A 24,588-nucleotide genomic window follows, 5' to 3' on the forward strand; every position below is an offset into this window, starting at 1 on the left:
GATGACCACCCAGTCCCCGTCGCCGGTCGAGCGGCCGAAGGTGGCCCGCGCCCGCCGGTACGGCCTCAACACCCGGTACGTCCCGGTGCTGGCCACGCTCGTGCTGTTCGGCCTGATGTACGGCATCGGCATCGCGAACTACGAGGGCTTCAGCGACACCCAGGTGCTGCTCAACGTCTTCATCGACAACGCTCACCTGCTGACGGTCGCGATCGGGATGACGTTCGTGATCCTGTCCGGGGGCATCGACCTGTCGGTCGGGTCGGTCCTCGCGCTCGGCACGGTGATCGCGGCCACGCTGCTGAAGGCCGGCTGGAACCCGTTCGTGGTCATCCTGATCGTGCTCGTCGTCGGCGCGCTGATCGGGCTGGCGCAGGGCGCGATCATCCACTTCTTCGACATCCAGCCGTTCATCGCGACGCTGGCGGGGCTGTTCCTCGCCCGCGGGATCGCCCAGCTGATCAGCACCAAGGCGGTCGGGATCACCGACGAGTTCTGGACGACGACCGCCACCGAGCGCATTCATTTCGGGGGATTCCGGCTCTCGCCGAGCGCGGTGATCGCGATCGTGCTGGCGATCGCCGCGGCGCTCGCGCTGGCCTACACCCGGTTCGGGCGCAACACCTACGCGGTGGGCGGGAACGCGCAGTCGGCCGAGCTGATGGGCCTTCCGGTCGCGCGGACCCGGGTGCTCGTCTACACGCTCTCGGGGCTGTGCGCGGCGCTCGGCGGCGTGCTCTACAGCTTCGAGACGCCGACCGGCAACAGCCTGACCGGGACCGGCATGGAGCTGGACGCGATCGCCGCGGTGGTCATCGGCGGAACGCTGCTGACCGGCGGTTCCGGCTTCCTGGCCGGCACCGTGCTCGGCGTGCTCGTGCTCGGCCTGATCCAGACGATGATCACCTTCCAGGGCACGCTGAGCTCCTGGTGGACGCGGATCTTCATCGCCGGCCTGCTGTTCGCGTTCATCCTCTTGCAGCGGATCGTCACCCGCCGAGAGCCGACCTAGGCCCCCACCGCACCGGCGAAAGCGGGTGCGGCGCAGAATGTGAACGTTCACAAGCGTCGTAGGAGGTACGTCGTATGGGCGAGATCTGGTTCCTGACCGGTAGCCAGGGGCTGTACGGCCCGGAAACGCTGGACCAGGTCGCCGAGCAGTCGCGGCGGATCGCCGACCAGCTCGGGGACGGCGACCTGCCGGTCTCGGTGGTCTGGAAGCCCGTCCTGACCGACTCGGCCGCGATCCTCCGGATCTGCCAGGAGGCCGACGCCAACCCGGACGTGGTCGGCCTGGTGGCGTGGATGCACACGTTCTCACCGGCCAAGATGTGGATCGCCGGCCTCGACGCCCTGCGCAAGCCGCTGCTGCACCTGCACACGCAGGCGAACGTCGCGCTGCCGTGGGCCGAGATCGACATGGACTTCATGAACCTGAACCAGGCCGCCCACGGCGACCGCGAGTTCGGCTTCATCCAGGCGCGCCTCGGCGTCTCCCGCAAGACCGTCGCCGGGCACGTCAGCGACCCCCGCGTCGGCCGCCGGGTGGCCGCCTGGGCGCGGGCCGCGCTGGGCTACGCCGAGATGCGGACGCTGCGCCTCGCGCGGTTCGGCGACAACATGCGTGACGTCGCGGTCACCGAGGGCGACAAGGTCGAGGCACAGCTGCGCTTCGGCGTCTCGGTGAACACCTACGGCGTCAACGACCTGGTCGAGGCGGTCGACGCGTCCTCCGACGCCGAGGTCGACAAGCTCGTCGCGGAGTACGAGGAGCGCTACCAGGTCGTCCCGGAGCTGCGCGCCGGCGGCGAGCGGCACGAGTCGCTGCGCTACGGCGCGCGGATCGAGCTCGGCCTGCGCTCGTTCCTGGAGGCCGGCGGCTTCCGCGCGTTCACCACGAACTTCGAGGACCTCGGTGGCCTGCGTCAGCTGCCCGGGCTCGCGGTGCAGCGCCTGATGGGCGACGGCTACGGGTTCGGCGGCGAGGGTGACTGGAAGACCTCGGTGCTGTTGCGGACGCTGAAGGCGATGGCGCCCGGCGGCACGTCGTTCATGGAGGACTACACCTACGACCTGACGCCCGGCTCGGAGCGCATCCTCGGCGCGCACATGCTCGAGGTGTGCCCGAGCATCGCGTCGGAGACCCCGAAGCTGGAGATCCACCCGTTGGGCATCGGCGGGCGCGAGGACCCGGTGCGACTGGTGTTCGACGCCACGCCCGGCCCCGCGGTCGTCATCGGCATGGCCGACCTGGGCGAGCGGTTCCGGCTGGTCGCCAACGAGATCGAGGTCGTCTCGCCGAGCGAGCCGCTGCCGAAGCTGCCGGTCGCGCGGGCGGTCTGGAAGCCGGCGCCCGACCTGGCGACGTCGGCCGAGTCGTGGCTGACCGCGGGCGGGCCGCACCACACCGTGCTCTCGGCGGCGGTCGGCGTCGAGGAGCTCACCGACCTCGCCGAGATGGTATCGACCGAGTTGGTCGTGATCGACGCGGACACCACGCCGCGGCGGCTCGCGAACGAGCTCCGGTGGAACCAGGCGTACTACCGCCTCGCCCGGGGGTTCTGAGTTCCTCATATTTCACCCCTTATGCCCGATATTGGGAGCAGTCCGGGTGCTGCTCGGGCGTACCAGGGGTGGAGAGAGGATCCGCATGGCGAGTTACCAGGCCGCCGGTTCGAGCACGGCAGCGCGGCGTAATCCCCTGGTGCGCTGGCTGGCCGACCGGCCGGTCAAGGTGAAGCTGATCATCGCGCTGGGCGTGCTGGCGGTGATCGCGATCGCGGTGGGGCTCGTCGGCATCCGCTCGCTGGCCGAGACGAACAAGGACTCGCAGCACCTCTACAACGAGAACGTGATCTCGATGATCGCGCTCGGCCGGGTCCACCAGGAAGAGCTGAAGACTCGCATGCTCGTCAACGGGCATGCGAGTGCCCTGGACGCGAAGACGATGGCCGAGTGGGAGACCAAGATCCAGGAGAGCGACGCCGAACTCGCCAAGTGGGAAGCGGAGTACGAGAAGGCGGGTCCGGAGGACCAGGCCACCTGGAACGAGTTCAAGGTGGCCTGGAAGAAGTGGCAGGACTACCGGGACAGCACGCTGCTGCCGCTGAGCCGCACCAACCAGAACGAGGCGTTCAACACCGCGCTCACCGGTACCTCCGCAGACCTCACCGGTGCCGCCGCCGACCTGCTCGACGAGCTCGAGGCCTACGACTCCGGCCTGGCCAAGCAGACCGCGGACAAGGCCGGTGACGCCTACCGCAGCGCCCGGATCGCGGTGATCTCGCTGCTGGTCATCGGGCTGCTCGTCGCCGGAGCGCTCAGCCTGGTGATCACCAAGCTGATCGTGGCGCCGCTGCGCCGGGTCTCCGGCGTGCTCGACGCGATGGCCGCCGGCGACCTCACCCAGAACGCGCAGGTGCACTCCAAGGACGAGGTCGGCCAGATGGCCGCCTCGCTGGTCCGGGCCCAGGACGGCGTCCGGCAGGCGATCACCGCGCTGGCGCAGAGCGCGGAGACGCTCGCCGGCAGCGCCGACGAACTCACGAACGTCAGCCAGCAGATCGCCGACACCGCGCAGGACGCGTCCAGCCAGGCCGGGGTGGTCTCCGAGGCCTCCGAAGAGGTCTCGCGCAACGTCCAGACCGTCGCCGCCGGTAGCGAGGAGATGGGCGCGGCGATCCGGGAGATCTCGCAGTCGGCCAACGACGCGGCGGGCGTCGCGTCGCAGGCGGTGTCGGCGGCCGCGGCGACGAACGCGACGGTCGCGAAGCTCGGTGAGTCGTCGGTGGAGATCGGCAACGTGGTGAAGGTGATCACTTCGATCGCCGAGCAGACCAACCTGTTGGCGCTCAACGCCACGATCGAGGCGGCGCGGGCCGGTGAGGCCGGTAAGGGGTTCGCGGTGGTCGCGAACGAGGTCAAGGATCTGGCGCAGGAGACCGCGCAGGCGACCGAGAACATTTCGAAGCGGGTGGAGGCGATCCAGGCCGACACCGATTCGGCGGTGGCGGCGATCGAGCAGATCTCGGGGATCATCGCGCAGATCAACGACTACCAGATGACGATCGCGTCGGCGGTGGAGGAGCAGACCGCCACCACCAACGAGATGAACCGCAGCATCAGCGAGGCGGCGATGAGTTCGTCGCAGATCGCCGCGAACATCTCCGGCGTGGCCGAGGCGACCCAGCAGACCAGCGGCAACGCCGGTGACGCCAAGGCGGCCGCCGAGCGGCTCAACGCGATGTCGGCCGACCTGCGTGCCCTGGTCGGACGCTTCCGATTCTGACTCTCTAGGGTTGGCCCGCCAGCGTGTCCGAATCGGATTTGTGGCGGGGTGCCATGCCGAAGGTCGTCGAACTACTCGTCCACGGGGTCGGCGGGGCGACGCCGATCGAACAGCTCGACGATCCGTCGCCGGCCCGGGTGTCCGGTGACCAGACGGTCGGCTTCTACCGGCACAAGAGCCCGCCGCCCGGCCTCATCCCGCCCGACGTGCTGCCGGGAACCGGCGCCGACGCCCCGGGCGAGCGCAGCGCCGCCGTGCGCTCCGAGCTCGTTCAGGAGGCGTACTGCTGGAGCGGGCTGACGTCGGCCTCCGCGAGTCGTGCGGCCTGGCTGATCCTGCTGCCGTTCACGCTGGTCAACGCGGCCGCCTGGATGCGTCCGACCGGCCCTCCCGGCCGCGCGGGCCGGATCGGCCGCGCCACCAACGACGCGGTGGCACGGCTGCTCGCGTTATCGCTCACCGGCACGTTCCTGCTGGCCGCCGGCGGCGTCGGCATCGATCTGATCGGCTGGCAGTGCGCGGCGCGGCCGCAGTGCGGCAGCCACTGGTCGGTGCTGGCGTTCCTGGCCGCGCCCGACTCCTGGGCCCACCCGGCCGGGCGGCGGCTCGCGCTGACCGCGCTGGTGCCGCTGGTGCTGCTCGGCCTGCTCTGGTTCCTGGCCCGGCGCAGCTGGGTGGCGTACGAGAGCGTGCGCTTCCGGGTCGACGTGGCCGAGGGTGACGGGGGGCTGTCCGAGCCGGGCTTCTGGGAGGGCGAGTTCCAGGTCGGCCGGCTGCGCACCCTGCACGTCTCGCTCGGGGTGGTCACGGTCGCGCTGATGCTGACCGTGCCCGCGCTCACCGTCGACGGCGACAGCACGTGGGGGCGCGTCCTGCTGGGCGTCGTCCTGGCGGTGTTGCTGTGGGTGGTGGCGGCCACGGCCGCGCAGAGCGGCACCCGCGCGGTCCCGGGGCTGGCCCTCCTGCGGCTGGCGGCGTTCGCGGTGCTGGTCGCGGCGGTGGTCTACGTGCTCGCGCCGCACGACTGGCCGGGCCCCGGCCACCGCCTACCCGGGTACGGGTCGCTGCTGATGCTCTGGGTGGCCGGTCAGATCGTCCTGCTCCTCGCGTCGGTCGTGGCGGTCGCGCTGATCGGCCGGGGCAGCAGCGGGCAGATGCTGCGCGGGTTCATCACGCCGGTGTTCGCCGCGCTCGCGTTGTTCCTCGGCATCGCGTACTCGGCGGCGGTGCTCACCCGCGTGTCGGACTGGCTCGGACACGTGGAGGGCACCGCGGTGCTGCTGGCCCGGCCACCCGCCGTGGTGTCGTGGGCGGCGGTGGCGTTCGGGCTGGAGATCGTGCTCGTCGTGCTGCTGGTGCTGTACCTGGTGGTGCGGGTGAGCTGGCGCGTCCGCCGGGGCTGGCGCGCGGTGCTCACCGAGTACGACGCGGTGCCCACCGCGCCCCACACACCCGGCAGCGGCCCGGTTCCGGAGGTCTCCAGCCGGGCCCGGGGGCAGGCGAAGAAGATCGTGCGGATGCGCGCGATCGCGACGCTCACCGAGAGCGCGGGCCGCTACCTGGCCGTCCTGGTCTCCCCGCTGGTCCTGCTCGCGTCCTACGGTGTCGTCACGACGCTCACCGACTGGGTGACACCACCGACGCCGCGCACGTACGCCACCCAGTACGTCAACCCGGTGCCGGGGATCGTCACGCTGCTCTACAACGCCGGCTCGTGGGTGGTGGGGCTGACCGCGGTGGGGCTGGTGACGCTGGTCTGGCAGGCCTACCGCAACGAGGCGCTGCGCAAGGTCGTCGGCGTGCTCTGGGATCTGGGCACGTTCTGGCCGCGGGCCGCGCATCCGCTCGCGCCGCCGTGTTACGGCGAGCGGTGCGTGCCCGAGCTCGTCGCGCGCATCACCCAGCTGACCGAGCAGGGACACGGGGTGGTCGTGTCCGGCCACTCGCAGGGAAGCGTGCTGGCCGCGGCCACGCTGCTGAAGTTGCCCGCCGAGCGCGCGTCCCGGGTCGCGCTGCTCACCCATGGCTCGCCGCTGCAGCGGCTCTACGGGCGGTTCTTCCCGGCCTACTTCGACGCCGGGCAGCTGGGCGTGCTGGCCGCGCGGTTACCGCGCTGGCGGAACCTGTGGCGGCTGACCGACCCGATCGGCGGCCCGATCGACCCGGTGGAGCGCCACGAGCCGCTCCGCGACCCGGTGCGGTTCTTCCCGACCGTGCACGAGGTGGCGTACCCGCCGGTGCGGTGGCACCTCGACTACCCGCTGGATTCCGCGTACGGCGACGAACTGGCCGCCGCCGCGGATGCGGTGGGGTCCGGCGAACCCCTCAGACGGACATCGCCAGGGCCGAATAGCGACTAGTGGGACGTGAACGCCGGCACCTGTGGGTCGCGATCACAGGCCTGGCGATGGCCGGGTACCTGGTCGTGCCGGACCACCCCGCACTGAACGGCTGGCTGGTCACCGGCTACAAGACGGTGTTCGGCTGCGTCGCCGGCGGAGCCCTGGTGGCCGGGGCGCTCGCACGTCGGCCACGCGCGCTGGCCGGCTGGCTGATCTTCGGCGTCGGGATCATCGCCAACTCCCTCGGCGCGCTCATCTCCGACGTCTACACCAAGGCGCTCGGTCAGGTCGGCTACCCGAACATCGCCGACCTGTTCTGGCTGACCCTCTATCCGAGTCTGTTCCTGGGCCTGGCCGTGCTGATCCGGGCCCGCGGTACCGCCCGGGACTGGGCCAGCATGGTCGACGCGCTGATCCTGGCCTGCGGCCTCGGGCTGCTCTCCTGGGTGTTCCTCATGGTGCCGGTGCGCTCGGACCACACCCTGCACACCATCGGCCAGGTCATCGTGCTGGCGTATCCGGTCGGCGACATCATGGTGCTGGTCATGCTGCTGCACCTGGTGCTGTCGGGCGGCGTGCGCAACGCGTCGTTCTGGCTGGTCTGCTCGTCGATGGGGCTCTTCCTGGCGGGCGACCTGAGCTGGGCGACGCTGTCCCAGCTGAGCCTGGTGCCGTCGGACTTCACCAGCCGACTGCTCGACCTGATCTTCCTGCTGGCCTACACGACGTTTGCCTTCGCGGCGTGGCATCCGTCGATGGGCGCGCTCAGCCGGCTGGGCACGGTGAAGCCGCCTCGGCTCACCCTGCTCCAGCTGGCTCTGCTGACGGCGGCGACGATGATCGCCCCCACCGTGCTCGCCTTTCAGGTGGCCCACGGAGAGGTGACCAACGGCGTCGCGATCGTGATCGGGTCGGTCGCGTCCTTCTCCCTCGTCGTCGCCCGGATGACCCAGCTGGTCCGGCAGGTCGAGCGCCAGGCCGACGAGCTGACCGCGCTGGCCCGCCGCGACCCGCTGACCGGCTTGCCGAACCGGCGCGCGTGGTTCGACGACCTGCCCGACGCGCTGGCCCGGTCGGCCCGGGGCGCCGAACCGGTAACGGTGGCGATGCTCGACCTCGACCACTTCAAGGCGTACAACGACGGCCATGGTCACCAAGCCGGTGACCAGCTGCTGAAGGGTGCGGCCTCGGCGTGGAGCGGTGAGCTCCGCGCGGTCGACCACCTCGCACGCTACGGCGGCGAGGAATTCATCGTGTTCCTCCCGGGTACCGGGGCCGACCGGGCGGCCGAGGCGATCGAGCGGCTACGCGCGGTCACTCCGAGCGGCCAGACCTTCTCGGCCGGCCTCGCCGTCTGGGACGGCCTGGAGACGTCGGACGAGCTGATCGGCCGCGCCGACCGGGCCCTCTACGCCGCGAAGGCAAACGGTCGGAACCGCACCGAGCTGTCCGGCGAAACGTCGGCGTCGGTCGACATCGGTGCGTCCCGGTAATGCCAAACACTTCTCGTCGCGGGCGGCACTGGAGAATGCTGTGATGCGGTAGCCGTCCGCGACGAAGGGGACCGAAGCGATGTCCGCACGAGTTCGTCCGCCGTTCCGCGCCGATCACGTCGGGAGCCTGCTGCGTCCGCCGCAGCTGCTCACCGCGCGGGCCGACTTCGCGGCCGGGAGAATTCCCGCCGAGGAACTGCGTGCCGTCGAGGACGACGCGATCCGCACCGTCGTTCGCGAACAGGAGAACGTCGGGCTGCGCAGCGCGACCGACGGGGAGTTCCGGCGCACGTCCTGGCACATGGACTTCATCTACCAGCTCGGCGGGGTGCACCGCGCCGACGAGCAGCTGACGGTGAAGTTCCGCAACGCGGAGGGCGGGATCGAGTTCACGTCCGCGGCGCTGCGTGTCGACGGCAAGGTCACGTTGCCCTCGCCGATCTTCGCGGACGCGTTCACGTTCCTGAAGGACCAGGTGGGCTCGGCGACGCCGAAGCTCACGATCCCGTCGCCGAGCATGGTGCACTACCGGGGCGGGCGGGCCGCGATCGACGAGTCGATCTACCCCGACCTGGACGAGTTCTGGGCCGACCTCTCCGCGGCCTACGCCGCCCAGGTCCGGGCGATCGCGGATCTCGGCTGCACCTACCTGCAGCTCGACGACACCAGCCTGGCGTACCTCAACGACCCGGCGCAGCGGGAGTTCATGGCCTCCCAGGGCGGCGACGCCGAGCACCAGCACGAGCGCTACATCGCCCAGATCAACACCGCGCTGGCCGGGCGTCCGGAGGGGCTGGCCGTGACGACGCACATGTGCCGGGGCAACTTCCGGTCGTCGTGGGCGGCCGAGGGCGGCTACGACTTCGTCGCCGAGGCGCTGTTCACGCAGCTCGACGTCGACGGGTTCTTCCTCGAGTACGACGACGAGCGGTCGGGGGACTTCTCGCCGCTGCGGTTCGTGCCGCCGGGCAAGCAGGTGGTGCTGGGCCTGGTGACGACCAAGCGCGGGGCGCTGGAGAGCAAGGAGACGCTCAAGCGGCGCCTGGAGGAGGCCTCGAAGTACGTCGACCTGGAGCAGGTCTGCCTGTCGCCGCAGTGCGGGTTCTCCTCCACCGTGGAGGGCAACGCGCTCACGGCCGAGGAGCAGTGGGCGAAGCTGCGCCTGATCGTCGAGGTCGCGGAAGAGGTCTGGGGCGTCTAACCGCGCCGGGTGCCGGCGGGGAGGAGGGGGCCTGCGGTTCCGGCGCGGAGGCTCCCCTCCCAGGTGCCCGCGGTGCTGACCACGTCGTCCAGGAGCCGGGCCGCGAGGAAACGGTCGAGGCGGGGCCGGCGGCCCGCGTTCCACCAGTCGGAGAGCACCGGCGCGGCCAGCGCGGCGACCAGCGGGGCACGCAGCCGCGGGACCGCGACCGCCGCGGGCACGGCGAGCGGCCACCAGACCCGCCCGACCGCCCGGGCCAGGCCCATCGCGGTGACCGGGAGGCCGTTCGCCACCAGGCCGGCGGCCTCGGTCACCGGGTCGGGCACGACCGGTCGCAGCTGGCGGGCCAGCAGCCCGACCCCCACCGCGGCGGCCGCGGCCGCCACGACCGGGCGCCGCGTGGCCAGGGCCAGCGCCGTCGCGGCCAGCGCCGGGCTCACCCGGGCCGCCGGCAGCGAGCCCGGGTGACGTCGTTCGAGGAGGCCGATCGAGCGGGCGTACAGCCGGCGGCGGGCGACGAACGGGCGCAGGCGGGTGCGGTGCTCGTGGCCGATCGTCACGCTCGGGACGTAGTGGACGTTCCAGCCGGCGTCGACGAGCTGCCACTCGAAGTCGACGTCCTCACCGATCGGCAGGTCGGTGTCGAACGTGCGGCCGCGCACCGCGTCCATGCGGACGAGCAGCGTCGCGGTGGGCACGTACGGCACCAGCGCCCCGGCGCGGACCAGGCCGGGGGACGCTCCCATGTCGAGCGGGGAGTGCGCCGACTCGTACTCGCCGAGCCAGCCGCTCCCGTCGCCGTGGCCGGTGACCCGGGGCGCGACCGCTGCGGCCTTCTCGTCGCCGAAGTAGGGGCGCAGCGCGTGCAGCCAGCCGTCCGGAACCACCACATCGGAGTCGACGAGCGCCGCGAACGGGGTCTCGACCGCGGCCAGGCCGGTGTTGCGGGCGGCGGAGGGACCGCGGTTCCCGGCGTGCGACACCAGCCGGGCGCCGAACCGGGCGGCGATCCCGGCGATCCCGGCGTCGGCCGGCGACCCGTCGTCGACGACCAGGACCGGGACCCCGGGGGCGGTGCGCCGGACCGCTTCCAGGCAGCGGGCCAGCTCCACCGGCCGGGCGTAGGTCGGGACGACGACCGTGACGTCCTCGACGTTCTCCGCGGGGGCCCAGACGGGGTGGGCCATCCCGGCGTCGAGGAGGCGGCGGGCGAGCGCGCGGTGCGAGTCCGCGGCCCCGACCGCGGCGCCGTCGCGCCACTCCCGGATCAGCGGTACCGCCGCTTCCGCCACCCGCAGCAGCCGCCCCGGTGAACCCCCGAGCAGGGTCCGGCCGTCCGGGCTGATCCGGAGCGCCTCGTCCAGCCGGAGCCGGATCCCGGCCGGCGCGAGCTCCCGCCCGCTCACGGCGCGTCGGCCGGGGCGGTCCCGTGGTCGGTGAACCCGGCGGCGGTCTCGGAGCCGGCGCGCTTCTCGTGGCCGGCGAAGCCGGTGGCGAGCTCGGCGATCGCCTCGTCGAGCAGCGGCTCGAGGTCGGCGTCCTCGTGGTGCAGCCAGTCGGTGTAGGCGGCGATCGCGCACCCCAGCGCGGCGTGCGCGACGAGCTGGGGGAGCAGGGCGCCGCTCGGCCGCCCGACCCGCACACCGACGAACTCCGCGATCACGTCCCGCCAGCCGGTGAACCGCAGCGTGGAGTGCGCGAACAGGCTCGGCACCCCCAGGATCAGCGCCATCCGGCGGCGGTGCAGCGCGACGTGGGCGGCGTCGACCCGGTTGAACGCGACCACCGCCTCGCGCAGCGCCGCCATCATCGGAACGCTCGGCGGGGTGGCGGCGAGGCGCTCACGTAGCCGGGACAATTCCGCGTCGAAATCCCCCCAGACAAGATCATTCTTGGACGTGTAGTAACGAAAGAACGTCCGACGGCTGATTCCCGCGGCCCCGGCGATCTCGTCGATCGTCGTCTCTTCGAACCCGCGGGTGGTGAAGAGTTCCAGCCCGATCCGCTCCAACTCGTCGTGCGACGTCGCCGGTGGCCGGCCCATTCGCACTGCTGGAACGGGGTCGTTCGCCATCTCCTCTTCCTTTCTGCATCCAGTGTCATTAGTGTTGTGCCTGTTCCGGAGATGATGCCCGCTGTTTCAACGGCGAGCTCCCCATCAGCGCAAAGGAGCTTTTCATGCCTGTCGAGACTCTGGAGAGCACGGCTGCGACCGAGACTGTCGAGGTCGACCTGGTGGAGGAAGACCTGCTGGTCGAGGACGTTTCGATCGACGGTATGTGCGGCGTCTACTGAGCCGGTGACGTCATGACGGCCGTACCGGAAAGCCCTGCGGCCCTGACGAGCTTCGACCTGGACCGCGCCTGGGGGGTCCACCCCTCGGTCGCGGTCCGGCCGGAGCCGTTCGGCGCCCTGCTCTACCACTTCGGCACCCGCCGGCTCTCCTTCCTCAAGGACCCGACGCTGCTCTCCGTGGTCACCACGCTGGCGGACCACCCGTCGGCCCGCGCCGCCCTCGCGGCGAGCGGCGCCGACGTGACGCAGCAGCGACGCCTCGCCCGTGCGCTGGCGACGCTCGCCTCGACCGAGATGATCACCGAACGGACGGAGGCGTCCCGATGACGGCACCGACAGCCACCCGGCTGATCGACCACTTCAAGCTCGGCCTCGACGCGCCGATCTGCCTGACCTGGGAACTGACCTACGCGTGCAACCTGTCCTGCGTCCACTGCCTGTCCAGCTCCGGACGCCGTGACCCGCGCGAGCTGACGACCGCGGAAGCCAAGGCCGTCATCGACGAGCTCGAGCGGATGCAGGTCTTCTACGTGAACATCGGCGGTGGCGAGCCCACCGTCCGCTCCGACTTCTGGGAGCTCGTCGACTACGCGACCGAGCACAAGGTCGGCGTCAAGTTCTCCACCAACGGCGTGAAGATCTCGCCCGAGGTGGCCGAGCGCCTGGCCGCCAGCGACTACGTCGACGTGCAGATCTCACTCGACGGCGCGACCGCCGAGGTCAACGACCACGTGCGGGGCCCGGGTTCGTACGCGACGGCCGTGCGCGCGATGGAGAACCTGAAGAACGCCGGGTTCAGCGGCTTCAAGCTCTCCGTGGTCTGCACCCGGCAGAACGTCGGCCAGCTCGACGAGTTCAAGGCGATCGCCGACAGGTACGGCGCCCAGCTGCGCCTCACCCGGCTGCGTCCCTCGGGGCGCGGCGCGGACGTATGGGACGAGCTGCACCTCCTCCCGCACCAGCAGAAGGAGCTCTACGACTGGCTGGTCGCGCACGGCGAGCAGGTGCTCACCGGCGACTCGTTCTTCCACCTCGCCGCGTTCGGCGACGCGCTGCCCGGTCTGAACCTCTGCGGCGCGGGTCGGGTCGTCTGCCTGATCGACCCGGTCGGCGACGTCTACGCCTGCCCGTTCGCGATCCACGAGAACTTCCTCGCCGGGTCGGTGCGTGAGCCCGGGGGCTTCCAGGGGGTGTGGCGCGACTCGGAGCTGTTCCGGGAGCTGCGTCAGCCGCAGACCGGGGGTGCCTGCCAGTCGTGCCAGCACTACGACGCCTGCCAGGGCGGGTGCATGGCGGCGAAGTTCTTCACCGGGCTTCCGCTGGACGGGCCCGACCCCGAGTGCGTCCAGGGGTACGGCGAGTCCGCACTGGCCGGGGTGGTGGCGGGGTCGGCCCCGAAGCCGTCGCTGGACCACTCGCACCGCACCACGCGCAAGTCCCGTCCGGTGGCTCTGACGCTGAGCCGCCGCCCACCCGCGCTGCTGCCTCAATCGGCTCCCCCCGGGCGGGCGTGCGACGAGAGCCCGCTCTCCGGGTTCGAGCTGATCGGTCCGTCGTCGGGCTCCGGGTGCGCGTCCGGCGCCTGCGGCTGCTGACGCCATGAGAACCCCGGCGACCGGCTCGCTTCTCACCGAAGCGGTGCCGGTCGCCGGTGCCCTGGCCCCGTCCCGGGTCGTGTTCGGTCCGCACGAGACCAACCTGGCCCGGGACCGGGCGCCGGGCGAGGAGGCCAGCGCGTACTACGCCGCCCGGGCCGCGGGCGGCGCGGGTGTGGTGATCACCGAGATCGCGTCGGTGACACCGGACGACTGGCCGTACGAGCGGGCGCCGCTGGCCGGCTCCTGCGGCCCGGGCTGGGCCGCGATCGCGGACGCCTGCCGCCCGTACGGCACGGTCGTGCTGGCCGGGCTCGGGCACGCGGGCCTGCAGGGGTCGAGCGCGTACTCGCAGTCGGTGCTGTGGGGGCCGTCGCCGGTCGCCGACGTCGTGACGCGGGAGCTGCCCGCCGTCCTGGAGCCGCCGCAGATCGACGCGGTGATCGACGGGTTCGCCGCGGCCGCGGCGCTTGCCGTGTCGTCCGGGCTCGCCGGGGTCGAGCTCAACGCGGGCACGTATTCGCTGGTGCGTCAGTTCCTCTCCGGCCTCACGAACACGCGGTCGGACGCGTACGGCGTGGACCGTTGCCGTTTCCTGCGTGACCTGGTCGCCTCGGTCCGGGCCGCCGTCGGCCCGGACCGAGTGCTCGCCCTGCGCCTGTCCGCGGACGAGGACGCCCCGTGGGCGGGGATCACGCCGTCGCTCGCCGCTTCGGTGGTCGACGAGGTGGCCGGGAGCATCGACCTGCTGACCGTCGTGCGCGGCGGGCACTACTCGTCGACGCGGTACCGGCCGGTCGCGCGGGTCGAGCCCGGGTTCAACCGGGAGCTGTGCCGCGCGCTGCGGACCGTCGCGGCCGGGAGGGTGCCGGTGGTGCTGCAGGGCAGCGTCGTCTCCCCGGTGATGGCCCAGGAGGCGCTGGACTCCGGGGTCGCCGACCTGGTCGAGATGACACGGGCGCAGATCGCCGAGCCGCGGCTCGTCGCGCTGGTGCGGGCCGGTTCGGCCGACCGGATCCGGCCGTGCCTGCTGTGCAACCAGGCGTGCCAGGTGCGCGACGTCCGCAACCCGGTGGTGAGCTGCGTGGTCGAGCCCGGCGCCGGCCACGAGACGCGCGAACCCGCGGCGGCGGATCCCGGCTCCGGTGAGGTGCTCGTCGTCGGGGGCGGGCCCGCGGGGCTCGAAGCGGCGCGGGTACTGGCGTTACGGGGGCACCGGGTGCGGCTGGCCGAGCGCTCCGGGGTGCTCGGCGGTGCGCTCCGCGCCGCCGCCACCGGCCCCGGCCGGGAGCGCCTGGCCGCGTTCACCCACTGGCAGGAGGCCGAGTGCCGGGCGCTCGGCGTACGCATCGCGCTGCACACCGAGGTGACCCCGGCCGACGTCGCCGCGGCCGAGACCCCGGTGGTCCTGGCCACCGGCTCGCGCTCGGCCACCCCGGCCCGCGCCGAAACCTGGCGCACGGGCGGAGCGGTGGTCGTGGACGTCCTGGACCTGCTGGCCGGGAACGCGGAGGTGCCACCGGGAGCCGTCCTCGTGGACGACCCCACCGGGGGGCCGATCGGCGTCGGGGTCGCCGAGCTGCTCGCCGGGCGCGGCCACGCCGTGCACGTCGTCACGCCGGACCCGGTCCTCGGCGCGCGCACCCCCGAACTGGCCGACGCCAACTTCCGGCTCGAGGCGCTCGGCGTCCACCGTGAACTGCGTACCCGCATCCGCGCCGTGGGCGACGGCGAGGCCGAGCTCGAGCACGTCTGGACCGGTGCGCGGCGCGTGCTCGCCTGCGCCGCGGTCGTCGACTGCGGCCACCGCCTTCCCGACGACACGTTCGCCGCGCTCGACGACGTCCCCCGCGCCGGCGACTGCGTCGCTCCCCGCACCCTGCTCGAAGCCGTCCTGGAAGGCCGCCGGGCGGCCACCCGAACTCGCGGGGCGTCAGCCCCGCGTCTCAGCACGGCGCGGTGACATCGATTACCGCGCGGTGCGTCCCCCAGAAATACGCAATACAGATAGAGGAGGCGCGCGATGGGGCGTGTCGAAGGAAAAGTCGCATTCATCACCGGTGCCGCGCGCGGACAGGGTCGTAGCCACGCGATCCGGCTCGCCGAGGAGGGCGCCGACATCATCGCGGTGGACCTGTGCGCGCCGGTCCGCAACGTGCCGTACCCGGCGGCCACGCCGGACGACCTCGCCGAGACCGTCAAGCTCGTCGAGGCCCTGGACCGCCGCATCATCGCGACCCAGGTCGACACCCGCGACCGCAGCGCGTTGAAGACCGCGATCGACGCCGGCGTCGCCGAGCTCGGCAAGCTCGACATCGTCGTCGCGAACGCCGGTATCTGCATCATCGGCGGCTGGGACCAGATCACGCCCGAGGTCTGGCAGGACACGCTCGACGTCAACCTGACCGGCACCTGGAACACCGTCCAGCTCGCGGCGCCGCACTTGGTCGCCAACGGTGGCGGCTCGGTCGTCATGACCAGCTCCGCCGCCGGCCTCAAGGGGCTGCCGTTCCTGACGCCGTACGTCGCCAGCAAGTTCGGTGTCACCGGCCTCGGCAAGGCGTTCGCGCACGAGCTGGCCGAGCACAACATCCGGGTCAACACCCTGCACCCGACCGGCGTGGAGACCCCGATGGGCAGCAGTGAGGGCACGTCGGCGTTCGGCGAGCTGCTGGCCGCCCACCCCACGCTGGGCGGCATGCTCGCCAACAGCCTGCCGATCGAGACCACGCAGCCGGTCGACCAGAGCAACGCGGTGCTGTTCCTCGCGTCCGACGAAGCGCGCTACATCACCGCGCTGAGCATGACCGTCGACGCCGGCAACACCCAGTACTAAAGGAGGAACGACGAATGGGACGAGTCGAGGGAAAAGTAGCCTTCATCACCGGCGCCGCGCGCGGCCAGGGGCGTAGCCACGCGCTCCGGTTGGCGCAGGAGGGCGCGGACATCATCGCGATCGACGTCGCCGAGGACATCCCCAGCGTCACCCGGTTCTACCCGGGCGCCACCGAGGCCGACCTCGCCGAGACCGTCGCCCAGGTCGAGGCGCTCGACCGGCGGATCGTCGCCAGCAAGGTCGACGTCCGCGACTACGACGCGCTCAAGGGCGCACTCGACACCGGGGTCGCCGAACTCGGCCACGTCGACATCGTGAGCGCGAACGCGGGCATCTTCCTGCACAGCGACAAGACGCACGAGGTCAGCGACAGTGACTGGGACGACGTGCTGGACATCAACCTCAAAGGCGTCTGGCACACGGTCAAGGCCGCGATCCCGCACCTGATCGCGCAGGGCACCGGCGGTTCGATCGTGCTCACCAGCTCGACCGCGGGCATCAAGGGCACGCCGAACGTCGCGCCGTACACCGCGAGCAAGCACGGCGTCGTCGGCCTGATGAAGACGCTCGCGCTGGAGCTGGCCGAGCACAACATCCGCGTCAACAGCATCCACCCGACCGGGGTGGCGACGGACATGATCCTCAACGAGACCACGTTCAAGCTGTTCCTGCCGGACGAGGAGCACCCGACGCGCGAGCAGGCCGCGCCGGTGTTCCAGAGCACGAACGCGCTGCCGGTGCCGTGGGTCGAGCCCATCGACATCAGCAACGCGCTGCTGTTCCTCGCGTCCGACGAGGCCCGGTACGTCACCGGCCTCGAGCTGAAGGTCGACGCGGGTTACACGACGAAGTAACACCCTCGTGGCCGGCCCTGGCGAAGGGCCGGCCACCCACACCGAGGAAGCTGAATGACCACATACGCCACCCCTGACGTGGTCGCGGCCCGAGGCCGGGTCGGAGCCCGGCTGGTCGGCCGGGAACGCGAACTCGACCTCGTGCTCGCCGCCGTCGCGGCGGGCCGGGACATCGTCCTGGAGGGTCCGCCCGGCACCAGCAAGACGACGATGCTCACCGCGATCACGGCCGAGTGGGGCATCCCGCTGCTGTTCGTCGAGGGCAACGCCGACCTGACCCCGGCCAAGCTGGTCGGCCACCACAACCCGGCGCGTGTGCTCACGGAGGACTACAGCGAGGACAACTTCGTCCCCGGCCCGCTCTCCGAGGCGATGCGCCAGGGCGGCTTCCTCTACATCGAGGAGTTCAACCGCGCCCCCGACGACACGCTGAACACCCTGCTCACCGCGATGGCCGACCGGCGGCTGTCGATTCCGCGGGCGGGCACGATCGAGGCGCTGCCGACGTTCCGGATCATCGCGTCGATGAACCCGTACGACAACGTGGGCACCACGCGGCTGTCCTCGAGCGTCCACGACCGGCTCTGCCGACTGGCCGTCGACTACCAGGACGCATCGGCCGAAGAGGGGATCGTCGCGCTGCGTACCGGTCTGGCCGCCGGTGCGGACCTGGTGGGTGACGCGGTGACCGTCACCAGGGCCACCCGGGAACACCCGGACGTGCGCCAGGGCTCGAGCGTCCGCGGTGCGATCGACACCGCGCTCGTCGCGGTGCAACTGGGTGCGCTGCGCGGGCTGACGGTCACCGGTCCGGTGACGCGCGCGTCCACCGACCCGTACGCCCAGCTCTTCCTGGACGCGATGCTGGTGGCGCTGTCCGGCCGCATCCACCTCGACGAAGCCGCCGACACCACACCGGAACGGGTGCTCCGGGAGATCTGGGAGGACCGGTTCATCCTCCAGCCGTCGGCGGCCCGGCCCGGTTGAAGAGAAGTCGCGGCGGAGTCGCCGGTCACGCGGAAGCGGGACGGTGCCGGCCGGGGCAAGCCGCTCAAGCGCAAACCCAAGCAGCTCGACGAGGAGCCGACCGAGTTCCGGCCGTCACGCTCGTCGTCCGGGTCGGGACGGGTGCTGACCGGGCGCGGCAAGCGCGACCGGAAGGGGCCGCAACTGCCGGGTTCGGTGGCGCCCGGGACCACCGACGAAGGGTCGGACCTCGTCACGCTGGACCCGTCCGGCACCGGGCCGGATCCGGCGGTGCGGGCCCGGGCCCGGCAGATCGCGGCGCGGCTGTCGCTGCGGCGTCCGCGCCGGGACCCGCGGCGGCACCGGGGCGTCGGTGACCTGGCGTCGCTGCCGTACCGCGACGGCTCCGCCGACCTGGACCTGGACCGCACGCTCGACGCGCTGATCGGCGACCCCGGCGGGGCCGACGACGCGTCCGGCGTCGACCGGCGCATCATCGTGCGCGAACGGGTGCGGACCCGGCGGTCGGTCGTGCTCGTCGTCGACGTGTCGGGGTCGATGAAGGGTGAGCGCATCCGGACCGCCGCGGCCACCGTGGGCGCGGTCGCCGGTGAACTCGCCGACGACGACCTCGCGGTGATCGCGTTCTGGTCGGACGCGGCCGTGCTGCATCCGCTCGGCCGCCCGGCGCGCCCGGTCGACCTGCTCGATCTGCTGCTGTCCGTGCCGGCGAGGGGACTGACGAACGTCGGGTTCCCGCTGCAGCTGGCCGCACGCGAGCTGGCTCGGGTACCGGCCCGGGACGCCCGGGTGCTGCTGCTCTCGGACTGCGTGCACAACGCCGGGCCCGATCCCCGGCCGACGGCCGCCCGGCTGCCGCGGCTGGACGTGCTGCTCGACGTCGGCACGCCGCCGGGGGAGCACGACCTGGAGCTCGGCCGGGACCTGGCGCACGCCGGACGCGGCCGGCTCCGCCCGATCCACTCCCACCGGGACGTCGCGCCCGCGCTGACGTCGATCTTCGGGTCCTAGCGTGCCGACGCTCGCGACCGGGTTGCGGCTGGGTCGGCTGACCCTCCGCAACCGGGTCGTGTTCTCGGCGCACCTGACCAACTTCGCGGTCGACGGGGCGGTGACCGATCAGCACGTCGCCTACTACGCGGCCCGGGCGGCGGGCGGGGCCGGGCTGATCGTCACCGAGGAGCACACCGTGCACCCCTCGGACCGGCCCTACCAGAAGATGATCCGGGGCTACCGGCGCCAGCCGGGCTACCGGGCGCTGACCACCGCCGTGCATACCGCCGGTGCCGCGGTGTTCGCGCAGCTCAACCACAACGGTGGACAGTCGTCGGGGCTGTACACACGGCAGCCGGTACTCGCGCCGAGCCCCGTACCGGACGCTCTGTTCCGCGAGGTACCAGCCGCGCTGACGACCACGCAGATCGCCGAGATCGTGGCCGGCTACGCGGCGACGGCGGCACGGTGCGTCGAGGGCGGGTTCGACGGGGTCGAGCTGCAGGCGTCGCACTCGTCGCTGATCCGGCAGTTCCTGTCCGGCGCGACGAACCACCGCACCGACGTCTACCGGGAGCGGTTCCGCTTCCTGGGCGAGGTGATCGCGGCGGTGCGTGCGGCGATCGGGCCGTCGCCGGTGCTGGGTGTGCGGCTCGGCGGCGACGAGATGATCGAGGCCGGGATCACCGTGGACGAGGCGGTGGCGACGGCCCGGGCGGTCGAGGCGACCGGTCAGGTGGACTACCTGAACACCTCGATCGGGGTGGCGACCGAGACGCTCTTCCTGATCCAGGCGAGCATGCGGGTGCCGCCGCGGTACGCACTGCACATCCCGGCCGCGCTGCGGGCGGCGGTGTCGCTTCCGGTCGTCGGCGTGGGTCGGTTCAAGAGCCTGGCCCAGGCCGAGAAGGCGTTGCAGGAGGGCGCCGCGGACCTGATCGGCGCGGTGCGGGCGCAGATCGCGGACCCGGACTGGGCGCGCGGGGGAGCGCGGACCTGCCTGTCGTGCAACCAGGAGTGCGTGGGGCGGGTCGGCTTCAACCGCTGGATCGGCTGCGTCGTGAACCCCGCCGCCGGCCACGAGGCCGTGCCCGTGGCGGCGCCCCGGCGTCGGCAGCGGGTGGTGGTCGTCGGGGGTGGGCCGGCCGGGATGCGTGCGGCGGTCACCGCGGCCGAGCGTGGGCACGCGGTGACGCTGTACGAGCGGTCGGAGCAGCTCGGCGGCGTGGTGCCGCTGGCCGCGTCGGTGCCGAGCCGGGCCGAGTTCGCCGAGCTGACCCGGTCGCTGGCGGCGGCGGTCTCCCGGGCGGGGGTCGCGGTGCGTCTCGGTGTCGCGGCGACCGCGGAGACCCTGCTGACGGTGGCCCCGGACGCGGTCGTGCTCGCGACCGGCGCGCGGCCGGTGCGGCCCCCGTGGGGCGCTTCGCCCCGGGTGGTCGACGTCCGGCTGGTGCTGTCGGGGCGCGTGGCGCCGTCCGGGAACGTGCTCGTCTACGACGAACTCGGGTTCCACGAGGGCACGTCGGTGGCCGAACTGCTCGCCGACCGGGGGTGCCGGGTGGAGATCGCCACGCCCGGGATGATCGTCGGGCAGGACCTGGGCCCGACGCTGGACCTGGAGCTCTGGACGATCGCGGCGCACGCGCGCGGAGTGGTGTGCACGCCCGACGTCACGGTGTCCGCGGCCGAGGACGAGGGAGAGCGGCTGCGTGTCGTGCTCGCGCACCACCCGACCGGGACGCGGCGCACCCGGACCGTGGACTGGGTCGTGACGTCCGTGCACCCGCGCGCCGACGACACGCTCTGGCACGAACTGCGCGGCGCGCCCTTCCCGGTGCACCGGATCGGCGACTGCCTGGCCCCTCGCCGCGCCCACGCCGCCGTCCTGGAGGGCGAGCGCGTGGCGGCGGCGCTGTGAGCCTCGGCCGGGCCCGGGTGGTGGTCGGCGCCGGAGGCGGGCTGCTGGGCGGCTCACCCGGCGTGGTGCGTGCTCTGCTCGCGGACGTGGCCGGCGCGCTCGGGGGAGAGGTGGGCGCGACGCGTGCGCTCGTGGACGCGGGCTGGTTCGGGCCCGAGCGGCTCGTCGGTGTCTCCGGCGTCACGATCGGCCCGGTGCTCTACCTCGGGTTCGGGGTGGCCGGAACCGTGTTCCACGAGATCGGCCACCCGGCCCACGTGATCGGCGTGAACACCGACCCGGGTGCCCCGCTGCTGGTCCGCGCCACGCTGCCGCTGTGCACCGACGCCACCGCGCTCCTCACCGAACTGGCCCCGCGTCTGCGCGGCCGCACCTGGGCGGACATCCGCTCGCCCGACGTCGACCGGAGCCGACCGGGCGGAACCGTGCCCGAGCGGTTGCGGACGCTGACCGGGGTGCCCGCCGGGCCGGTACGGCCCGTCCCACCGCTGAGCGCGGAGCAGGCCGCCACCGCGCTCCTGGCCTACCTGGAAGAATGCTGCGGATGAGCGAACTGGCCGACCGCGTGTGGCCGGAGATCACCGGCGCGGGTGTGCTGGCGATCCCGGTGGGGTCGACGGAGCAGCACGGCCCTCATCTCCCGTTCTCCACCGACACCGACATCGCCGTCGCGCTCGCCCGGGCGCTGGCCGCGCGCCGCGCCGACGTGCTGGTCGCGCCGGCGATGCCGTACGGGTCGTCGGGGGAGCACCAGGGTTTCCCCGGCACCCTCTCGATCGGACCGTCGGCCATCGAGACCGTGCTGCTCGAACTCGGACGCTCGGCCACCGAGACGTTCGGGCGCATCCTGTTCGTCTCCGGCCACGGCGGCAACGCGATACCGGTCAACCGGGCCGTCCGGCGGCTGCGCAGCGAGGGCCGCGACGCGCTGGCCTGGGCGCCGCGCTGGCGCGGGGACGCCCACGCGGGGCGCACCGAGACGTCGGTGCAGCTCGCGCTGGACCCCTCCCGGGTGCGGCTGGACCGGGCCGCCCCGGGCAACACCGCAGCGCTGAGCGAACTGCTGCCGGTGATGCGTGAGCAGGGGCTCCGGCCGGTCACCGAGAACGGCGTGCTGGGCGATCCGTCCGGCGCCGACGCCGACGAGGGCGCGCGCTTGCTCACCGAGGCCACCGACGACCTGGCGACGACGGTGTCCCGGTGGCTGGGGGAAGACGCGTAGCAACCTTTCGGCCCACGGCGGCGTACTTGGTGGGCGACGGAAGGAGTTGCCCGTGCGCGGGAAACCGCAAGCCTTCGCCGGACTGGAAGAGTTCGTCGCCGACCGTGGTGACGCTCTGCTGGCGACGGCGATCCTCCTGGCCGGCGGCCGGGACGCCGGCCAGGACCTGCTCCAGGCCGCCATCGAGCGCGCGATGCGCCGCTGGCACACGATCGACGGCGACCCCGAGGGGTACGTGCGCCGGATCCTGTACCACCTCGCGGTCGACAGCTGGCGACGCCGGAGCCGGCGTCCCGAGGTGCTCACCGCGGTGGACACCGAGGCGGTCCCGGACGCGACCGCGACGCTCGACCTGCGTGACGCGCTGATCCGCGCGCTGGCGCAACTGCCGCCGAAGCAGCGGGCGGTGCTGGTGCTCCGGTTCTTCGAGCACCTGACCGAGGCCGAGGCCGCCGAGCGGCTGGGTTGCTCGATCGGCACGGTGAAGTCCGCGACGTCACGCGGGCTGGCCCGGTTACGAGAACTCACGAACGACTGGGCCGCCGAGCGGCCCCGCACCACGAACGGAGCACGGGCATGAGGCTGGACGAGGAGCTGTCGTTCGCGATGCGGTCCCGGGTCGCGGGCGAGCGGCTGGACGGTGCGGCGCTGGTGGCGGCGGCCGAGCGGGCCCACCGCCGGCGGCGCACCGCGCGCCGGGGCGCGGTGTTCGCGGCGGGAGGTCTCACGCTGGCCGCGGCGGTGACCGGGGTCGTCGCGCTGTCCGGAACCCCGACGGCGGTGACGCCGACCGCACCGCCGCCGGCCGAGGTGGCGGTGCGGCCGGTCAGCTACGTGGTGGCGCGGGCCAGCGACGCGATCGACCGGAACAAGTCGAAGGTCACGTACGTGCGGACGCACACCACCGCGAACGGCGAGACCCGCGACGAGGAGGAGTGGTGGGACGGCGCGACCGGCGACTGGCGCCGCCACGGCGACGGCGTCGACGCGGCGATCACGACCGACGGGACACGGGACAAGTTCCTGGTGATCGACCACACCACCCGGACCTGGTGGGCGGTCACGTACCCGGCGACCGACCAGCAGGGGAGCTGGTCGAAGCAGGACGTCCAGGCCGCGCTGCAGGAGAAGGGGAAGTTCGTCCTGGTCGGCGAGGAGTCGCTGGACGGCCGCGCGACCCTGCACCTGCGAGCCGACCCGGCCAAGCGCGACCGGACGGAGCTCGACCTCTGGGTCGACGCGTCGACCTACGACCTGGTGCGGACGGTGAGCCGGTTGAAGCCGTCGGGAACTCCGGACGTGATCGTGAGCACGTACGACTACACGTTCGTTCCGCGCTCGGCCGAGGAGCTGGAGCGGTTCCGGCTGGAGCCACCCGCCGACTACCGCCGCGACCAGTCGGACGCCCCCCAGAAGTCCGGCGTCGAACCGGCGAAGTAGCGCGGTGCTCGAGATGCGGGGTGCCCCGGGCGGTGATCTGATGTCGGAGAAGGTCAGATACGACCGTTCCGAGTGAAGGGGGAACTATGGCCACGGGTGTCGCTTCGGTATGGGTTCCGGTGGACGACATGGAGCGGGCCGTCGGGTTCTACCGCGACGTGCTCGGCCTGGAGCTGACCGACCAGCAACCGCAGTGGAGCGAGCTCGACGCGGGCGGCCTGCGGATCGGGCTCAACGCCCGAGAGGGCGTGTCCCAGCACGCCGACGGCGGCGCGGTGATCAGCTTCCGCCCGGACGACGACCTGGAGTCCGAGGTGGATCGCCTGCGCGGCGCCGGGGTGCGGTTCACCGGCGACATCAGCGACCACGAGTGGGGCCGGATCGTGCCGTTCAAGGACAGCGAAGGCAACGATCTGCAGCTGTACGCACCGCCGAAGAACTGATTACCGCCGTCCTGCCGCCGGTTCGCCGGCGGCGGGACACCGCGGCGAGAACGCCGGAGACGACCAGGCCCAGGCTGAGCCCGGCGATCATGCCCAGCCACGGGGTCTGCGCGAACGCGACACCGCCCACGTAGCCGAGCAGGGCCGTGACCGTCGCCCAGGCCGCGGTCGCCAACGCCGTCCAGGCGCTGAACCGCCGCAGCGGGTAGCGGCCCGCGCCGCACGCGAGCGTCACCGCGAGCCGTCCGCACGGGATGAAACGCCCGGTCAGGATCACCACGCCGGCGCCGCTGCCGAGGCTCCCGGCGGCCCGCTCGGCCAACGACGCGAGCCACCGGCCCAGCCGCCCGAGCCGGCGCGGCCGCCCGCCGCCGGCCGCGGTGGTTCCGCGCCCCAGGAGCAGCCGCCCGATCCCGTACGCGATGTGGTCGCCGACGAACGCCCCGACCGCGGCCACGAGCACGACGACCAGGAGCACCGGCCGCCCCGAGACCGCGAACGACGAGGCGGCGATCACGGCCGACTCCGACGGCACGACGGGCGCGAACCCGTCCAGCAGCGTCAGCACGAACACCAGCGGGTAGACGACGGGCGAGGTCAGGAGCTCCAGGTGCATGACCCAAGCGTGCCGACCGGCGGGCCGCCGGTCGTCACGCTGTGCGGTCGTGCCGACCTAGCCCC

General features: G+C 72.6%; 23 protein-coding genes. 20 read left to right on the top strand and 3 right to left on the bottom strand.

Annotated elements, in window-relative coordinates:
* The first annotated feature begins 1 nt into the window (after position 1).
* The 6 genes from yjfF to CRYAR_RS12690 all read left to right on the top strand — a co-directional run bounded on the left by yjfF (position 2) and on the right by CRYAR_RS12690 (position 9,324).
* Positions 2–1,012: a galactofuranose ABC transporter, permease protein YjfF gene (gene yjfF, locus CRYAR_RS12665; RefSeq protein ID WP_051572023.1), complete on the top strand. Its 1,011-nt coding sequence runs from the start codon at positions 2–4 to the stop codon at positions 1,010–1,012.
* Between the two features lie 74 nt (positions 1,013–1,086).
* The gene (araA, locus tag CRYAR_RS12670) at positions 1,087–2,565 is read left to right on the top strand and encodes an L-arabinose isomerase (RefSeq protein WP_035850803.1); all 1,479 of its coding nucleotides are present in this window, start codon (positions 1,087–1,089) and stop codon (positions 2,563–2,565) included.
* Between the two features lie 85 nt (positions 2,566–2,650).
* On the top strand, positions 2,651–4,288 hold the full coding sequence (locus CRYAR_RS12675; RefSeq protein ID WP_063725706.1) for a methyl-accepting chemotaxis protein: 1,638 nt from the start codon (positions 2,651–2,653) through the stop codon (positions 4,286–4,288).
* Positions 4,289–4,341: 53 nt separating this feature from the next.
* Entirely contained in the window at positions 4,342–6,648 is a 2,307-nt protein-coding gene (locus tag CRYAR_RS12680; RefSeq protein WP_051570089.1) for a hypothetical protein, read from the top strand.
* Positions 6,648–8,123, top strand: a complete 1,476-nt coding sequence (locus CRYAR_RS12685; protein WP_051570090.1) for a GGDEF domain-containing protein — start codon at positions 6,648–6,650, stop codon at positions 8,121–8,123. The genes CRYAR_RS12680 and CRYAR_RS12685 overlap by 1 nt, the downstream gene beginning before the upstream one ends.
* A 79-nt stretch (positions 8,124–8,202) precedes the next feature.
* The gene (locus CRYAR_RS12690; RefSeq protein WP_035850804.1) at positions 8,203–9,324 is read left to right on the top strand and encodes a 5-methyltetrahydropteroyltriglutamate--homocysteine S-methyltransferase; all 1,122 of its coding nucleotides are present in this window, start codon (positions 8,203–8,205) and stop codon (positions 9,322–9,324) included.
* On the opposite strand, the gene mftF is transcribed toward CRYAR_RS12690, so the two are convergent.
* Both mftF and mftR read right to left on the bottom strand, forming a co-directional pair.
* A complete protein-coding gene (gene mftF / locus CRYAR_RS12695) occupies positions 9,321–10,730 on the bottom strand; it encodes a mycofactocin biosynthesis glycosyltransferase MftF (protein WP_035850805.1) in 1,410 nt (469 codons plus the stop codon). The two genes, CRYAR_RS12690 and mftF, sit on opposite strands and share 4 nt — an antisense overlap.
* A complete protein-coding gene (mftR, locus tag CRYAR_RS12700) occupies positions 10,727–11,398 on the bottom strand; it encodes a mycofactocin system transcriptional regulator (protein WP_084700407.1) in 672 nt (223 codons plus the stop codon). The genes mftF and mftR overlap by 4 nt, the downstream gene beginning before the upstream one ends.
* A gap of 104 nt (positions 11,399–11,502) precedes the next feature.
* Between mftR and mftA the strand changes: the two genes are divergently transcribed.
* From mftA to CRYAR_RS12770, 14 genes are all read left to right on the top strand, one after another.
* Complete coding sequence (gene mftA, locus CRYAR_RS12705; protein WP_035850806.1) at positions 11,503–11,619, top strand: mycofactocin precursor MftA; 117 nt, start codon at positions 11,503–11,505, stop codon at positions 11,617–11,619.
* 12 nt (positions 11,620–11,631) lie between these two features.
* Entirely contained in the window at positions 11,632–11,946 is a 315-nt protein-coding gene (mftB, locus tag CRYAR_RS12710) for a mycofactocin biosynthesis chaperone MftB (RefSeq protein ID WP_035850807.1), read from the top strand.
* Positions 11,943–13,214: a mycofactocin radical SAM maturase gene (gene mftC, locus CRYAR_RS12715; protein WP_035850809.1), complete on the top strand. Its 1,272-nt coding sequence runs from the start codon at positions 11,943–11,945 to the stop codon at positions 13,212–13,214. The genes mftB and mftC overlap by 4 nt, the downstream gene beginning before the upstream one ends.
* Before the next feature lie 4 nt (positions 13,215–13,218).
* Positions 13,219–15,177, top strand: a complete 1,959-nt coding sequence (locus tag CRYAR_RS12720; RefSeq protein ID WP_035850811.1) for a mycofactocin system FadH/OYE family oxidoreductase 1 — start codon at positions 13,219–13,221, stop codon at positions 15,175–15,177.
* Between the two features lie 60 nt (positions 15,178–15,237).
* Positions 15,238–16,050: a mycofactocin-coupled SDR family oxidoreductase gene (locus CRYAR_RS12725; protein ID WP_035850813.1), complete on the top strand. Its 813-nt coding sequence runs from the start codon at positions 15,238–15,240 to the stop codon at positions 16,048–16,050.
* Positions 16,051–16,064: 14 nt separating this feature from the next.
* Positions 16,065–16,904 carry a mycofactocin-coupled SDR family oxidoreductase gene (locus CRYAR_RS12730; protein WP_035850814.1) on the top strand — a complete coding sequence of 280 codons (840 nt, stop codon included), beginning with the start codon at positions 16,065–16,067 and terminating at the stop codon, positions 16,902–16,904.
* 54 nt (positions 16,905–16,958) lie between these two features.
* The gene (locus tag CRYAR_RS12735; protein ID WP_035850815.1) at positions 16,959–17,891 is read left to right on the top strand and encodes an AAA family ATPase; all 933 of its coding nucleotides are present in this window, start codon (positions 16,959–16,961) and stop codon (positions 17,889–17,891) included.
* A gap of 141 nt (positions 17,892–18,032) precedes the next feature.
* A complete protein-coding gene (locus CRYAR_RS12740) occupies positions 18,033–18,902 on the top strand; it encodes a vWA domain-containing protein (RefSeq protein WP_084700409.1) in 870 nt (289 codons plus the stop codon).
* Position 18,903: 1 nt separating this feature from the next.
* Positions 18,904–20,802, top strand: coding sequence for a mycofactocin system FadH/OYE family oxidoreductase 2 (locus tag CRYAR_RS12745; protein WP_035850816.1), 1,899 nt, complete (start codon positions 18,904–18,906; stop codon positions 20,800–20,802).
* Positions 20,799–21,350, top strand: a complete 552-nt coding sequence (locus tag CRYAR_RS43010) for an FAD-binding protein (RefSeq protein WP_051570091.1) — start codon at positions 20,799–20,801, stop codon at positions 21,348–21,350. The genes CRYAR_RS12745 and CRYAR_RS43010 overlap by 4 nt, the downstream gene beginning before the upstream one ends.
* A complete protein-coding gene (mftE, locus tag CRYAR_RS12755; protein WP_051572027.1) occupies positions 21,347–22,024 on the top strand; it encodes a mycofactocin biosynthesis peptidyl-dipeptidase MftE in 678 nt (225 codons plus the stop codon). Before CRYAR_RS43010 ends, mftE begins: the two co-directional genes overlap by 4 nt.
* A 52-nt stretch (positions 22,025–22,076) precedes the next feature.
* On the top strand, positions 22,077–22,604 hold the full coding sequence (locus tag CRYAR_RS12760; RefSeq protein ID WP_211247415.1) for a SigE family RNA polymerase sigma factor: 528 nt from the start codon (positions 22,077–22,079) through the stop codon (positions 22,602–22,604).
* Entirely contained in the window at positions 22,601–23,464 is an 864-nt protein-coding gene (locus CRYAR_RS12765) for a hypothetical protein (RefSeq protein ID WP_035850817.1), read from the top strand. The genes CRYAR_RS12760 and CRYAR_RS12765 overlap by 4 nt, the downstream gene beginning before the upstream one ends.
* 86 nt (positions 23,465–23,550) lie before the next feature.
* A complete protein-coding gene (locus tag CRYAR_RS12770) occupies positions 23,551–23,907 on the top strand; it encodes a VOC family protein (RefSeq protein ID WP_035850818.1) in 357 nt (118 codons plus the stop codon).
* Here CRYAR_RS12770 and CRYAR_RS12775 read toward each other — a convergent pair.
* Positions 23,855–24,523 (bottom strand): DedA family protein, encoded by a 669-nt coding sequence (locus CRYAR_RS12775; RefSeq protein WP_035850819.1) that lies wholly within the window; start codon positions 24,521–24,523, stop codon positions 23,855–23,857. The genes CRYAR_RS12770 and CRYAR_RS12775 overlap by 53 nt on opposite strands.
* Positions 24,524–24,588 lie beyond the last annotated feature (65 nt).

Source organism: Cryptosporangium arvum DSM 44712, assembly GCF_000585375.1.
GTDB lineage: Bacteria > Actinomycetota > Actinomycetes > Mycobacteriales > Cryptosporangiaceae > Cryptosporangium > Cryptosporangium arvum.

What these genes read in the sequence shown, in the direction of transcription:
- yjfF (WP_051572023.1), top strand. Translation starts at nt 2, where the DNA reads ATGACCACCCAGTCCCCGTCGCCGGTCGAGCGGCCGAAGGTGGCCCGC.
- araA (WP_035850803.1), top strand. Translation starts at nt 1,087, where the DNA reads ATGGGCGAGATCTGGTTCCTGACCGGTAGCCAGGGGCTGTACGGCCCG.
- CRYAR_RS12675 (WP_063725706.1), top strand. Translation starts at nt 2,651, where the DNA reads ATGGCGAGTTACCAGGCCGCCGGTTCGAGCACGGCAGCGCGGCGTAAT.
- CRYAR_RS12680 (WP_051570089.1), top strand. Translation starts at nt 4,342, where the DNA reads ATGCCGAAGGTCGTCGAACTACTCGTCCACGGGGTCGGCGGGGCGACG.
- CRYAR_RS12690 (WP_035850804.1), top strand. Translation starts at nt 8,203, where the DNA reads ATGTCCGCACGAGTTCGTCCGCCGTTCCGCGCCGATCACGTCGGGAGC.
- mftR (WP_084700407.1), bottom strand. Translation starts at nt 11,398, where the DNA reads ATGGCGAACGACCCCGTTCCAGCAGTGCGAATGGGCCGGCCACCGGCG.
- mftA (WP_035850806.1), top strand. Translation starts at nt 11,503, where the DNA reads ATGCCTGTCGAGACTCTGGAGAGCACGGCTGCGACCGAGACTGTCGAG.
- mftB (WP_035850807.1), top strand. Translation starts at nt 11,632, where the DNA reads ATGACGGCCGTACCGGAAAGCCCTGCGGCCCTGACGAGCTTCGACCTG.
- mftC (WP_035850809.1), top strand. Translation starts at nt 11,943, where the DNA reads ATGACGGCACCGACAGCCACCCGGCTGATCGACCACTTCAAGCTCGGC.
- CRYAR_RS12720 (WP_035850811.1), top strand. Translation starts at nt 13,219, where the DNA reads ATGAGAACCCCGGCGACCGGCTCGCTTCTCACCGAAGCGGTGCCGGTC.
- CRYAR_RS12725 (WP_035850813.1), top strand. Translation starts at nt 15,238, where the DNA reads ATGGGGCGTGTCGAAGGAAAAGTCGCATTCATCACCGGTGCCGCGCGC.
- CRYAR_RS12730 (WP_035850814.1), top strand. Translation starts at nt 16,065, where the DNA reads ATGGGACGAGTCGAGGGAAAAGTAGCCTTCATCACCGGCGCCGCGCGC.
- CRYAR_RS12735 (WP_035850815.1), top strand. Translation starts at nt 16,959, where the DNA reads ATGACCACATACGCCACCCCTGACGTGGTCGCGGCCCGAGGCCGGGTC.
- mftE (WP_051572027.1), top strand. Translation starts at nt 21,347, where the DNA reads ATGAGCGAACTGGCCGACCGCGTGTGGCCGGAGATCACCGGCGCGGGT.
- CRYAR_RS12765 (WP_035850817.1), top strand. Translation starts at nt 22,601, where the DNA reads ATGAGGCTGGACGAGGAGCTGTCGTTCGCGATGCGGTCCCGGGTCGCG.
- CRYAR_RS12770 (WP_035850818.1), top strand. Translation starts at nt 23,551, where the DNA reads ATGGCCACGGGTGTCGCTTCGGTATGGGTTCCGGTGGACGACATGGAG.
- CRYAR_RS12775 (WP_035850819.1), bottom strand. Translation starts at nt 24,523, where the DNA reads ATGCACCTGGAGCTCCTGACCTCGCCCGTCGTCTACCCGCTGGTGTTC.